Source organism: Rhizobacter sp. P2_H3, from assembly GCF_056403355.1.
Genome location: NZ_JBFUFQ010000167.1, coordinates 1 through 12,696 on the forward strand (window position 1 = coordinate 1; position 12,696 = coordinate 12,696).

Annotated in this window: 11 protein-coding genes; 4 read left to right on the plus strand and 7 right to left on the minus strand. The window is 65.9% G+C overall.

The genetic code is table 11. The features are described from left to right. The 3 genes from AC1D1T_RS23585 to AC1D1T_RS23595 all read left to right on the plus strand — a co-directional run. A partial coding sequence (locus AC1D1T_RS23585) for an SPM autocatalytic domain-containing protein (RefSeq protein ID WP_490363535.1) occupies window positions 1–1,221 on the plus strand: 1,221 nt, incomplete at its 5' end. 63 nt (window positions 1,222–1,284) lie between these two features. Further along, window positions 1,285–2,826, plus strand: coding sequence for a methyl-accepting chemotaxis protein (locus tag AC1D1T_RS23590; RefSeq protein ID WP_477992575.1), 1,542 nt, complete (start codon window positions 1,285–1,287; stop codon window positions 2,824–2,826). 295 nt (window positions 2,827–3,121) lie between these two features. Continuing rightward, window positions 3,122–5,203, plus strand: coding sequence for an ankyrin repeat domain-containing protein (locus tag AC1D1T_RS23595; RefSeq protein WP_477992576.1), 2,082 nt, complete (start codon window positions 3,122–3,124; stop codon window positions 5,201–5,203). A gap of 16 nt (window positions 5,204–5,219) precedes the next feature. On the opposite strand, the gene AC1D1T_RS23600 is transcribed toward AC1D1T_RS23595, so the two are convergent. The 7 genes from AC1D1T_RS23600 to AC1D1T_RS23630 are packed head-to-tail and all read right to left on the minus strand — an operon-like array spanning window position 5,220 to window position 11,740. Further along, entirely contained in the window at window positions 5,220–6,173 is a 954-nt protein-coding gene (locus tag AC1D1T_RS23600) for a class I SAM-dependent methyltransferase (protein ID WP_156151721.1), read from the minus strand. A 23-nt stretch (window positions 6,174–6,196) separates the two neighbouring features. Continuing rightward, on the minus strand, window positions 6,197–6,856 hold the full coding sequence (locus tag AC1D1T_RS23605; RefSeq protein WP_477992577.1) for an acyltransferase: 660 nt from the start codon (window positions 6,854–6,856) through the stop codon (window positions 6,197–6,199). A gap of 22 nt (window positions 6,857–6,878) precedes the next feature. Further along, on the minus strand, window positions 6,879–7,835 hold the full coding sequence (locus AC1D1T_RS23610) for a glycosyltransferase family A protein (protein ID WP_047511223.1): 957 nt from the start codon (window positions 7,833–7,835) through the stop codon (window positions 6,879–6,881). Window positions 7,836–7,838: 3 nt separating this feature from the next. Beyond that, complete coding sequence (locus AC1D1T_RS23615; RefSeq protein WP_477828063.1) at window positions 7,839–8,945, minus strand: DegT/DnrJ/EryC1/StrS family aminotransferase; 1,107 nt, start codon at window positions 8,943–8,945, stop codon at window positions 7,839–7,841. 1 nt (window position 8,946) lies between these two features. Next, window positions 8,947–9,519, minus strand: a complete 573-nt coding sequence (locus AC1D1T_RS23620) for a GNAT family N-acetyltransferase (RefSeq protein WP_477992578.1) — start codon at window positions 9,517–9,519, stop codon at window positions 8,947–8,949. Further along, window positions 9,516–10,355, minus strand: a complete 840-nt coding sequence (locus tag AC1D1T_RS23625; RefSeq protein ID WP_477839585.1) for a WxcM-like domain-containing protein — start codon at window positions 10,353–10,355, stop codon at window positions 9,516–9,518. The genes AC1D1T_RS23620 and AC1D1T_RS23625 overlap by 4 nt, the downstream gene beginning before the upstream one ends. 41 nt (window positions 10,356–10,396) lie before the next feature. Continuing rightward, window positions 10,397–11,740 (minus strand): TolC family protein, encoded by a 1,344-nt coding sequence (locus AC1D1T_RS23630; protein ID WP_465114448.1) that lies wholly within the window; start codon window positions 11,738–11,740, stop codon window positions 10,397–10,399. Between the two features lie 205 nt (window positions 11,741–11,945). Between AC1D1T_RS23630 and AC1D1T_RS23635 the strand changes: the two genes are divergently transcribed. Further along, window positions 11,946–12,696: calcium-binding protein (locus AC1D1T_RS23635; RefSeq protein ID WP_477992579.1), on the plus strand; the 751-nt coding region annotated here is incomplete at its 3' end.

Consider the following 12,696-nt stretch of genomic DNA (forward strand, 5'->3'; position numbering starts at 1 on the left):
GCGCTGACGACCACGCAGTTCGCCGCGCTGTCGACCGCCCAGGCGGCCGCGCTGACGGCCACCCAGGTGGCGGCGCTGGAGACGGCCGACCTGGCGGCGCTGAGCACCGGTGCGGTGCGGGCGCTGAGTGCCGCTGCGGTGGCCGCGCTGACGACCGACGAGATCGTGGCGATGAGCGCGGGGCAGTTCGCCGCGCTGACCAGCGCGCAGGCGGCGGGGCTGGATGCGTCGCAGGTGGCGGCGATGCAGCCGGGCGATCTTCGGGCGCTGGGCACGTCGGCTTTCCATGCGCTGGGCAGCGACCAGATCGCGGCCTTGAACACCGGCCAGTTCGTCGCGCTGTCGACGGCGCAGATCGTTGCGCTCGGCACCGAGCAGATCGCGGGCTTGAGCACCGACCACATCGCCGCGCTGACGACGGCGCAGATGGTGGCGATGGAGACGGCCGACATCGCCGCGATGTCATTGCAGCAGGTGGCGGCCTTCACGCCGGAGGACATCGGCGTGATGTCGGGCGCCCAGATCTCGGCGCTGCTGTCGGTGACGCCGATCGTGCTGGACCTGGCGGGCACCGGCATCCACACGACGTCGGCGAGCCAGGGCGTGAACTTCGACATCGCCGCGACGGGCAGTGCGGCGCGCAGCGGCTGGATCGCCGAGGGCTCGGCGCTGCTGGCGCTGGACCRCAACCACGACGGCGCGATCAACGACGGCAGCGAGCTGTTCGGCATCGGCACGCGGCTGGCCGACGGCACGCGTGCGGCCAACGGCTACGTCGCGCTGGCGCAGCTGGACGGCAACCACGATGGCGTGGTCAGCGCCGCGGACGCGAACTTCAAGGACCTGCGCGTGTGGGTGGATGCGAACCACGACGGCAAGACCGATGCGGGCGAGCTGAAATCGCTGGCCGACGTGGGCGTGGTGTCGCTGGACCTGCATGCACTCGCCGGGACGGCGGTCGACCACGGGAACCTGCTGGGCCTGGTGTCGAGCGTGACGATGAGCGATGGCTCGCAGCACCAGATGGCGGATGTGTGGTTCGCGAAAGAGAAGAACACGGCGCCGGCGGTGCAGCTCAGCGAGCTGCTGGYGGCGCCGGCCGGCGAGTTGCTGGCGCATGACGCTGCACCGCCGTCAACCACGGTCGCCGCGGCGGCTCTCAGCGCGGAGCAGCAGCGGCTGCTGGTCGAGGACGCGCAGCGCCACGGGCCGCTGATTTAAATCCCCTGCGGGGCAGTCCGCGGGTCTATGCTTGGCAGGCCCCAGCAGCACGGAGCCCGCGCCATGAAGCTGAATCYGAAACTCCCCCTGGCCTTCGGATTCACGCTCGCCCTGCTGCTGCTCGCGGCGCTGTTCGGCATCCGCCAGCTCGACCGCTCCCTCGCCGCCTACGACACCGTCATGCAGACCTACGTGGCGCACGAGCGCGCGGCGGCGGCCTTGGAGAACTCGTTCAAGACCCAAGTGCAGGAGTGGAAGAACACGCTGCTGCGCGGCAAGGATCCGCAGCAACTCGAGCGCTACTGGGGCGCGTTCCAGAAGGAAGAGAAGTCGGTGGCCGATGGCGCGGCGCGGCTGCGCGACACCTTGCCGGACGGCGAGACCCGCACGCTGGTCGAGCGCTTCCTGCAGGCGCATGCCCGCATGGGCGAAGGCTACCGGCAGGGTTACGCCGCCTTCACCGCGGCGGGCTTCGACCCGGCGGCCGGCGACAACGGTGTCAAGGGCATGGACCGCGAACCGGTGAAGCTGCTCGGCGACGCGGCGCAGCGCATTGCTGCGGAGAGCGCCGACATCGCAGCGCGCGCGGCGGCCGACGGCCGGCGGGCGATCCGGCTGAGCCTGGCGGTGATGTTCGGCGTGACGCTGCTGGGCGTGATCGTCGGCATCGGCGTGAGCCGGATGATCGTGCGCCCGCTGAACCAGGCGGTGGAGGTGGCCCAGGCGGTGGCCGGCGGCGACCTGACGGTGGCCGTGCGTCCGCGCGGCCGCGACGAGACCGCGATGCTGCTGACGGCCCTGGCCGAGATGCAGCAACAGCTGACCCGGCTGGTGCGCGGCGTGCGCGCAAATGCCGAGGGCGTTGCGACCGCCAGCACCGAGATCGCGCAAGGCAACAACGACCTGAGCCTGCGCACCGAGCGGCAGGCCGCGGCGCTGCAGCAGACCGCGTCGTCGATGGACGAGCTGGGCGCGGCGGTGCGGCAGAACGCCGACAACGCGGCGCAGGCCAGCCAGCTGGCGTCGGGTGCGAGCGGCGTGGCGCAGCGCGGCGGCGAGGTGGTGACCAACGTCGTGCAGACGATGAAAGGCATCCACGACAGCTCGAACCAGATCGCCGAGATCGTCGGCGTGATCGATGGCATCGCGTTCCAGACCAACATCCTGGCCTTGAATGCCGCAGTGGAGGCGGCACGCGCCGGCGAGCAGGGCCGCGGCTTCGCGGTCGTGGCCGGCGAGGTGCGTGCGCTCGCGCAGCGCAGCGCGGCAGCCGCGAAGGAGATCACCGCGCTGATCGGCACCAGCGTCGAGCGCGTGGCCCAGGGCAGCACGCTGGCCGACCAGGCCGGCTCGACGATGGACGAGGTGGTGGCGGCCATCCGCCGCGTGACGGACCTGGTCAGCGAGATCAGCGTGGCGACCAGCGAGCAAAGCACCGGCGTCTCGCAGGTCGGCACCGCGATCGCGCAGATGGATCAGGCAACGCAGCAGAACGCCGCGCTGGTGGAGGAAAGCGCGGCGGCGGCGGAGAGCCTCAAGCTGCAGGCGCAAAGGCTGGTGGAGGCGGTGGCGGTGTTTCGGTTGCCGGGGGTAGCGCAGAGTTGAAACGTCCACGCGGTCGAGTTGAGTGTGACTGGCGTTCCTGACACACGTGTCATTGGAACGCTCGCAGCGGATGCGTCACCTATGTGCACCGATGTTTACGAGACGCGCCATGCTGACTCCCTGCACTCAAACTGCTGGACTGTCCCCACTTCATTCGACTCGAGAGCCCACCAATTCGAATGCAAATCCGCTGGAAACCGATATTGCCGACCGCATTCATCAATGCCGCTCGGCAGCGCAAGTAGAGGGATCGCGACACTCATTCCGGCAGAGGCACGAGGAAAGAATCAAATCCTTGGTCGACGGCCTTGCCGTCAACACGCTGTGTCGGAGTGTTCTTGAATCTGCGCTTCATGACGGAGTACTGGACCTGCGCGCGCTGCCCACATCGATTCTCGACAAACTTCCTGCTGATCTCTGGAACGAATGGCGAGCCCTGGCGCTGTCGCAGGGACACGGCATGCAAGTGCGTACGACCGACCGCCGTAGAGGCTTCAGACACGCAACACCTGTCACGCTCCATCAGACCGACAAGCCACCTTTACGATCATTGTCACTGACGGCTGCCTCTTCCCACTTCGCCCGGGCAAGCCATCGCCCCCCCTGCGTTGCACCCACAGAAACAAGAGTCGCACCTGCAACACTTTCCATACTCAAGGCGGTCATTGTGGCAAACGATTGGGCAGAAAAGGTGCTCTATCGCGGAATCGCAAACTTGCGCGGCAGAAGATCAATGCCCGACCATCAGTTGGGCGAACGGATTCTGGCCGCAAGCACCCGAGAAGTGAGGGCAATCTTTGAGTCGTATACGAACAAACGAGATTTGACCATCCTCAACCAGGTCTGTCCGATAAATGCAAAATTTGGCTTTGGAAATTGCGGGGAGCTGAATCGTCTTGTTTTTCTGAAGTTGGCCGCTTTGCTTGAGGAAGGAAAGATCCCGGCCGACGTCATCATTCTGCACGGTCATATCGCGTACGATGACTCGCACGTCTTCAATATTCTCGCTCCACTCGAAGCTATGCAACGCGGATGCGTCGAAGATATCGTGATCGCAGACGCCTGGAAGGAGACCCCTATTCCGCAGGTTCTTRCAGGACTTCCAGAGGAATGGGGGAAATTCGTCGACAACTTCTCGGGTTGGAGTGAATCCACAGGTCATCACAGTGAATTCTCAGCATTCTTTGTCTATAAAAAAGAATGCCGCGACACGTTCAGCGCGCTGAGTCTGGTGAACAGGATTGATCAAATGAGCGAGTCGGAAAGGTTTTCAGATGGCGAGGCAGCCAACCTTCCGGATCGCCAAGACAATGAGCCATACAGATACTATGATGCGCCAACGGATTTACCCCTTTTCTCCAGTCAACTGGCTCCGCCCATATTCACCGATGGTTCAGAACGCCTTACCACCGATAAATTTGATCTCAACAGCTATTTCTGTCGAAAATTTTCAAAGCATGTCGATGGAAAAATCGGGCACAAGGAAGATTTTTCAACTGCGCTCCATCACCTATTGTCGGGCAACGCAGATCCTTTGATCAGGTGTCTGGACGCATACGAGTTCCCTGCAGATAGTATGGCATATCACGCCATTGGCCTGATTCGCCTTGGAATTGAAGGCGCAACTGAACAGCTAACCGCTCTCGCATGCTTGCTCAACCATTGCATCAACTCCGGAATAACTCGAAAGGCTGTTTGGTACCTGCACCTCGCCGAGGAACTTCTTGAAAAAATTGATGAAAACAAGATCGAGAGTTTTCCGGGAGCCGATTTATTCTCCTTCGAGACGCATTGCCCTCAAACCTGTCGCCTCGAAGCGCACGACTTTCTCAAAACTACGGAGTCTTTCAAGGTGATGGCGTCGCTCGCCGGGCTCGGGTGGAAAATCAAGCGCTGCACAAGGCTGTCCCCAGAGAATTTGAGCCCATCTGTTCGCGATGAACTCCGGCTCTTGATGTTCCGAATGATCTCAAGAAATAACATTGACGGCCTCGATCTCTTCGAGGCAATCATCGGTACAACAGGCATCCTTGAAGCAGACGAAAATATAGTACTGGTTGCCGCCCGGCTGAAGAGCTGGGAGTTCGCGCTTTCTGCACTTGACAACAGCGTTGATGTCAATATGCCCCATGAGGGTGGCAGCATCTTCGCCTTGGCGATAACTCAAAGGGAAACCCACGCGGTACGTCAACTCCTGTCCCGCGCCGACATAGATCCGAATCGAGAACAACTGTCGGGCAGGAGGCCACTGGAGATCGCGATATCCAAGAATGCTGTTGACATAGCGAAGATGCTGTTCGAACGCAACGACATCTTCCTCACCCCTGCGATCACGAAAGCTGCGGCGGGGCTCGGTTTGCAGCCCCAAAGAAACTGAAGTGGCTGCATCAGCATCAATACATATCCGCCAACCGCAACGTATGCGCATTCCTCGAATCATCCACCGCCCGCACCACATGCCGCTCGTCGGCAATGGTCTGGAACAGGTCGATGCCCTTCGGGGCCTTGCCGCCCGCATCCTGGTCGCCACGGTACGAGATGCTTGAACGGGGCTGCCCGTTCATCATCTCGCCGTTGCACAGCGACAGGAACTCCCATGACGCCATCCGCGCCCCGGCCGCCCAGGCGTCGCCGTCCTGGATGTCGCCGTCGTCCACCGCCCGGCACATCACCGACATGTAGCCGCTGTCGACCCCCGGCGCGAAATTCGCCGGGTTCACGTCGGAGTGCGGGCAGTAGTAGCAGTCGATCGGCACCATCTTGAAGAAGCGGATCAGCGATTCCAGCATCGGCACCGAGTGGTACCAGAAGGTGTTGGTCTCGCGCTGCAGGTTGCCGCGGTGGTTGTATTCCAGCGTGTGGCCCTCGCGGCGCATCACGTTGGTCGACACGATCATCAGCCCGTTCTTCTTCAGCAGCGGCCGGATCCCCGCCAGCACGTGCATCGGCGAGAACACGTGGTACAGCACGCCCGACAGGTTGATGAAGTCGAAGCCGCCCTCGTCCTTCAGCTTCACGCTCAGGTCGTACAGCAGGCCGATCTGCCGGAAGTCGAAGTTCGCGCCGTAGATCGTCTTGATCGCGTTCATCTTCTTCTCGCAGTGCGGCAGCGCATCCGTCGCCAGCACGCGCTTCGCACCCTGGCGCGTCATCAGCGTCGGGATCAGGCCCTCCATGCTGCCGATGTCCAGGCAATCCATGCCCTGCAGGTTCGCGTTGCGCAGCAGCATGCGCGGCATCATCGGCACGCGCGGCATGTGCGTGCCCTTCGTGATCAGCCCCGGCGCGAGCTCGACGTTGTAGTACCACCAGTCGTTGGCCACCGATGCGATGAGTTCGTCGTGCATGTTCTCGTCTCCTGGTTTGTTGTTCACGGGTTTGTCGATTCCACCTGCCCGACGATCACCGCCGGGTTGCCGGCAATCACCGACAGCGGCGGTGCATCGAACTTCGGCGGCACCACCGTGCCGGCCGCGATCACGCTGCCGCGCCCGATGCGGCAGCCTTTCAGCAGCGTCACGCGGCTGCCGATGAAGACCTCGTCCTCGATCACCACCGGCCGCGGCTGCTGGTCCGGCAGGTGCCGCTGGCCGAGCGCGAGCTGGTGCGCGTTCGAATCGAGCACCTGGAACTCCGAGCCGATCAGGCAGCGCTGGCCGATGCGGATCGCCGCCCCTTCGGACACGATCACCGCGCGGTTGTTGATCACCGTGCCGTCGCCGATCTCGATCAGCGATTGCGGCGTGCGCGCCTCGATGTAGCTGCAGCCGTAGCTGCCCGGCGAACGCGGCACGCCGAACACCACCGTCGGCGCGAGGCGGATGCGGCCGGTGCCCTTGAACACCGTCGGCGTCATCAGGTTGACCGTGCGCGCAGCCGACGGCTGCTCCGGCGCCTGCAGCACCTCGACGATCGCCTTGTCGGACACATGGAAGAAGTAGTGCACCAGCAGCGCGCGCACCCAGCTCTCGAGCTCGAACGGGTTGCTCTTCGAGATCCAGGCCTTGTAGCGGTCGAGCTTCAGCATCATCGCGGCGTGCTCGCAGGCCTGCTCAGAAGCCGTGCGTCGCGAGGAAGTCGTTCCAGGCGGCGATGAAGCGCTCCTCGGCACCGGCCGCGCCCGCTGCCAGCTCGGGCAGCAGCGTGCAGAACGGCTGCATGTCGGGCTGGCTGCCGTAGCGCAGGTTCAGCGCCGGCTGGATGATGCGGCAGCACTGCTGCAGCAGCTCGCCGCTCAGGCGGCCGGTGCGGTGCCCGCCGACCGCCAGCGCGACGAAGCCCAGGTGCGCACCCTTCATGAACGGGCTGTTCACGTTCGACGAGTTCTGTCCCGCGCTGATGCGGAAGTAGCCCAGGTGATCCTGGATGTGGCACAGCGGGCGGCGGATGCTGGCCGCGACGAACGCGCCCAGGTCCCACAGCCCGGCGTACGACACGTCGCCGAGCGCAGGCTTCAGCAGCAGGTCGGCACAGTCGGCGCGGAAGATCGCGTTCGAGAACTCGCCGAAGTAGTTCTTGCACTCGGCCACCGTGCTCATGAACATCACGTCGTCATTCAGCGCGATCATGCGGCTCGCGTTGTGCGCGATCGCCGCCGGCACCGGCTGGCCGGTCATCGGCTGCCCGGCCTCGTTGGCCACCCAGCGGCGGCTCACCGAGCACGAGAAATCGGCCGAGCTGTGCGCCACCAGGTGGCGCTCGTAGAACTCGGGGTACATCACGTCGTCGTCGAGCATGATGTGCAGCAACTCGGAGCGGCCGTTCCACAGCCGCACCAGGTGCTTCAGGTTCTCGTAGGCACCGTTGCGCGGCCCCTCGTGGAATTCGATGTCCAGCCCCGCGCGCAGCTGCGAGAAGGTCTCGGAATGGAAGACCTCGCGAAACTCGCCGTGCGGGCTGTCGTCGGAAATGATCACCTGCTGCGACGGCCGCGTCTGGTAGCGCAGCGAGTGCAGCAGGTCGTGGATGTAGCGCGTCTTGTAGGCCGGGATGACGGTGGTGATGTTCATGGATCAGCCCAGCGCCTCGAGTGCATTCCGCACCGCGCCGATCACCTCTTCGGTCTGCTCGCCCGTCTGCGTCGGGCCGATCGGCAGGCTCAGCACCTGCGCATGCATCGCCTCCGAGATCGACAACGCGCCTGCCTTCAGGCCGAGCGAGGCATAGGCCGGCTGCAGATGCGGCGCAACCGGGTAGTGGATGACGGTGCCGATGCCGGCATCGGCCAGGCGCTTCGCGAGGGCGTCGCGCTGGCGGTGCCGCACGACGAACAAATGCCAGGCCGGTTCGGCCCAGCTCGGCACCTGCGGCAGCACCAGCTCGAAGCCGGCGAACGCCTGCAGGTAGCGCTGCGCGATCGCCGCACGGTGCCGGTTGTCGGCCTCCAGCTTCGGCAGCTTCACGCGCAGCAGCGCGGCCTGCAGCTCGTCGAGCCGCGAGTTCCAGCCGATCACCTCGTTGTGGTACTTGACCTTCGAGCCGTAGTTGCGCAGCTCGCGCAGGCGCGCGGCCACGCCTTCGTCGTGCGTCGTGACGGCGCCGCCGTCGCCGAGCGCGCCGAGGTTCTTGCCCGGGTAGAAGCTCCAGGCCACCGCATCGCCGTGCGCGCCCAGGCGCTCGCCCTTGTAGCGCGCGGCATGCGCCTGTGCGCCGTCCTCGACGACCTTCAGGCCGCGCCGGCGTGCGATCTCGAGGATCGGCGACAGGTCGGCCGGCTGGCCATACAGGTGCACCGGCATGATGGCCTTGGTGCGCGGCGTGATGGCGGCCTCGATGCGCGCCGGGTCGATGTTGTGCGTGCGGTCGTCGGGCTCCACCGGCACCGGCGTCGCGCCGACGTGCGTCACGGCCAGCCAGGTCGCGATGTAGGTGTTCGACGGCACGATCACCTCGTCGCCCGCACCGACCTCCAGCGCGCGCAGCGCCAAGCTCAGCGCCTCCAGCCCGTTCGCGACGCCCACGCAGTGCGCCGCGCCGCAGTAGGCCGCGTACTCCTGCTCGAAGCGCTTCAGCTCGTCGCCCATGATGTACCAGCCCGAATCGAGCACGCGCTCGAAGGCGGCCACCAGTTCGGCGCGCTGCTGCAGCTGCACGGACTTCAGGTCGAGGAAGGGAACCATGTCAGATGCTCACCTTGAGAGGGTCGGGCAGGAAACGGGSATAGCGCTTCATGGCCTCACGGATCGCCGCGTTCACCAGCGTGTACTCGATCTCGACATCGTCCTGCGAGACCCGCTGGGCGCCGAAACGCTCGTGGAAGGCGCAGACGCGCTCATTCGCGAGGTTGACCTGAAAGTGCGCATTCGTAAAGCCCAGGGTATCGAGGGCATACGCGTACACCATCAGCGCCGACTCGATCGCGGCCGACGACGGGGCGGCGTCCGACAGGATCCAGCTGCCCCAGCAGAAGCTGCTCTGACCGTCGATCACTCGGGCGTCGTAGAGCCGCACCGTGCCGAGCTTGTCGCCGGCCAGGGTCTCGATCACGAAGTAGGCCTCGCCGTCACGCTGCGCATAGGCGGCCAGCCAGGCCTGCTGGTCGGCCAGCGCGCCCGAGGTGCGCGACAGGTGGCGCGACTTCACTTCGTCGGTGCGCAGCCCGAGGATGAACTCGGCGTCGTCGACCGCCGCGTCCCGGAAGACCAGCGTCTTGCCCTGCACGCGCCTGGCCTTGCCCAGCCGCGGCGCGGTCATTTCGCGGCAACCAGGTCGGTGAAGACGCCGTAGTCGCGGATGTAGTCCGCGGCGTCGTAGTAGTCGGAGGCGAACACCATCAGCATCGCGTCCGGCGAGTACTTGTACTGGATGCCCCAGGTCATCGGCGGCAGGTACAGCCCGCGCTGCGGCGAATCGAGCACCACCTCGACGCGTCGCGTGCCGTCGTCGGCCACCACCGCGCAGCTGCCCTTCAGGCAGATCAGGAACTGGTGGCAGCGGTGGTGCGCATGCTCGCCGCGGATCTCGCGGCTGGGCACGCCGAACACCATGAAGTAGCGCAGCGGCTTGAACGGCACGTGGCGGTCGAACTCGCCCACCGTCAGGTCGCCGCGCAGGTCGCGGATCACCGGGAAGTGGTGCACCGTGACGCCGTGCACCGGCGTGGTCTCGATCTTGAATCCGTTGGCCGCGCTCGGCACGTGCACCGCGCTGGCCGGGCCCTTGTCGGTGTCGACATAGCCGACGATGGCGGCCGGGTTGCCTTCGACGATGGCGCCGGGCGGCACCGAGCGCGTGACGACCGAGCCGGGGCGCACGACCGCCTTGGCGGCGATCGTCAGGCCGCCATAGATGGTGGAGTTGGCGCCGATCCAGGCCTGGCGGCGCACCGTGGTGCCGATCGGCTCATGGCCTTCGGCCTCGACGAACACGACGTTGGCGCCGATGTGGCAGCCGGCGTCGATCGTCACGCCGCGGCAGATGTGGGCGCCGCTCTTGACGACGCAATCGCCGTGCACGTGGGCCTCGGGGTCGATGAAGGCCTGCGGGTGCAGCGCGAGCGGCGCCAGCAGGCTGGTGTCGTTGGTTCCCATGGTGTCGGTGTCTTTCCGTGTGGACCGGGATCAGAGGAGGTTCATTGCAGCCAGGCGCCGATGCCCAGGCCCAGCGAGCGCAGCAGCGCATTCGCCTGCTCGCCGTCGTACAGCGCATTCACGTAGGCGACGCGCAGGCCGTAGTGGTCGCCCTCGGCGGCCATCACGTCGAACAGCGAGCGCCGGCCGAGCTGCTGCCATTGCTGCAGCGTGAAGTTGCGCACCCGGTCGCTGTCGCGCAGCACGCTGATGACGCGCTGCGCGCGGTCGAAGGCCGACGTGGCCTGCTCATGCACCTCGGCCATGCGGAACTTGCGGGCTTCCAGCGCGTCGGCGCGTTGCAGGCGGGCGGCCTCGGCGCGCTTGCGGGCGGCGAGGGTCGAGTAGTCGTTGCTCGCGTTGTAGAGCGGGATGTTGAAGCTGACGCCGGCCGACCAGTTGGTGCCGTCGCCGGCGCCCTTGGCCTTGCTGCCGCCCACGGTCCAGTTGACCTGCGGCTTCTGCCCGGCCACCACGGCGTTGGCATAGCTGTCGGCGGCGGCGGCCTGCTGGTCGAGCTGGGCGATCTCGGCGGCGCGCTCGGCCTGCGCCTGCAACTCGGGCAGCGGCGGCACGTCGAGCAGCACCGACGACAAGCCCTCGGTGCCCGGCAGGCCGTCGCCGACGAAGCGGCGAAGCTTGACCTCGATCTGGCGCACCATCGACAGCGTCTGCACCTGCTGCAGGTCGGCCTGCTGCTGGTTCTTCTGCGCCTGCACCAGCTCGCTGGTGCGGCCCTTGTCGGCGCGCACGATGGTTTCCAGCGCCTCGACCAGGCAGCTCATCTTGCGCGAGTACTGCTGGTAGACCTGGGCCTGCATGCGGTAGCGGCTGCGGTCCATGGCCAGCGACACCGTCGTCAGCGCGACCTGTTCCTCGGCGCTGATCTGGCCCAGGCGGGCGGCCTCGGCCAGGTGGCTGCGCCAGTCGGTGAGCTGGGTGATGCGGCCGCCGTCGAACAGCGGTGCGGTGACGCTCAGGCCGACACGGGCCTGGTTGCCGCTGACACTTTCGGTATTCGGGCCGGAACTGCCGACCCGGCCGAGCGTGCCGCTCAGACCGGCCTGCGGACGGCGTGACATGCGGGTTTCGTCGACATCGGCGGCGGCGGCTTCGGCCAGCAGCCTGGCGGCGCCGATGGATTGGCTGCGCCGCAGCGCCTCCTGCACCATCGCCTGCAGCGTGGCGCGCGGGCCGCCGGCATCGCCCGCCAGCGGCCTGGCGCCGTAGCTGACCCCGGGCTCCATGCCTTCGTCATCGATGCAGCGGGCGACCGCAGGCAGCGCGACGGCGGTGGCCACCAGCACGCCGGCGAGGCGCAAGGTGAAGGACGGGTGGACAGTCATGGGGACAGGCTCCTGGGAACGGGGGGCCACATGGCTTGCGGCACCCTGCCAGTACACCCCGTGGACGCCCGGTGCGATGGCCGGAAAATGACCCGGTTTCGAGGCCAGTTCCTGCTCCCGGAGGGCGCTTTGCACCATAGACGGGGCCTTGCCGGCTTGCCTACCCTTGCCGACTTCTTCATATCGGCAACCGGAGCACCCTCGCATGGCAACCAAGACAGGCACCTTGGCCGCGGACTCTCTCGCAGGCACCACCGGTGCCGATACCCTTCTCGGCCTCGATGGCAACGACACCCTCACCGGCGGCACCGGCAACGACGTCCTCGACGGCGGCCTTGGCAGCGACACCTACAACTTCGCCACGGGCGACGGCCAGGACATCATCGCCTCCACCGAAGACGCCGCCGCCGGCAAGACCGACACGCTGGTGTTCACCAACCTGGCGTCGAGCAAGGTCCAGTTCTCCCGCTCCGGCACCTCGCTGATCGCCTCCGTCACCGGCTCCACCGACTCCATCACCGTCAACGACTTCTTCCGCGACGACAACCCGCTCAACAGCTACAACCCGCTGCAGTCGGTCAAGTTCACCGACAAGACCCTGGGCATCGACGACATCCTCGCGGCGGTCTACAAGGGCACCACCGGGAACGACACGCTGGTCGGCACCCTCCGCAGTGAAACGATCACCGGCGGCGCCGGCAACGACACCATCACTGGTGGCAAAGGCAACGACACCATCACCGGCGGCCTCGGCGGCGACTTTTACAACTTCGCCAACGGCGACGGCCAGGACACCATCGCTTCCACCTACGACACCACTTCCGGCAAGACCGACACGCTGGTGTTCACCGATCTGAAGCAGAAGGAGGTCCAGCTCTCGCGCTCCGGCACATCGCTGGTCGCCTCCGTCATCGGCAGCACGACGGACTCCGTCACGGTGAAGGACTTCTTCTACA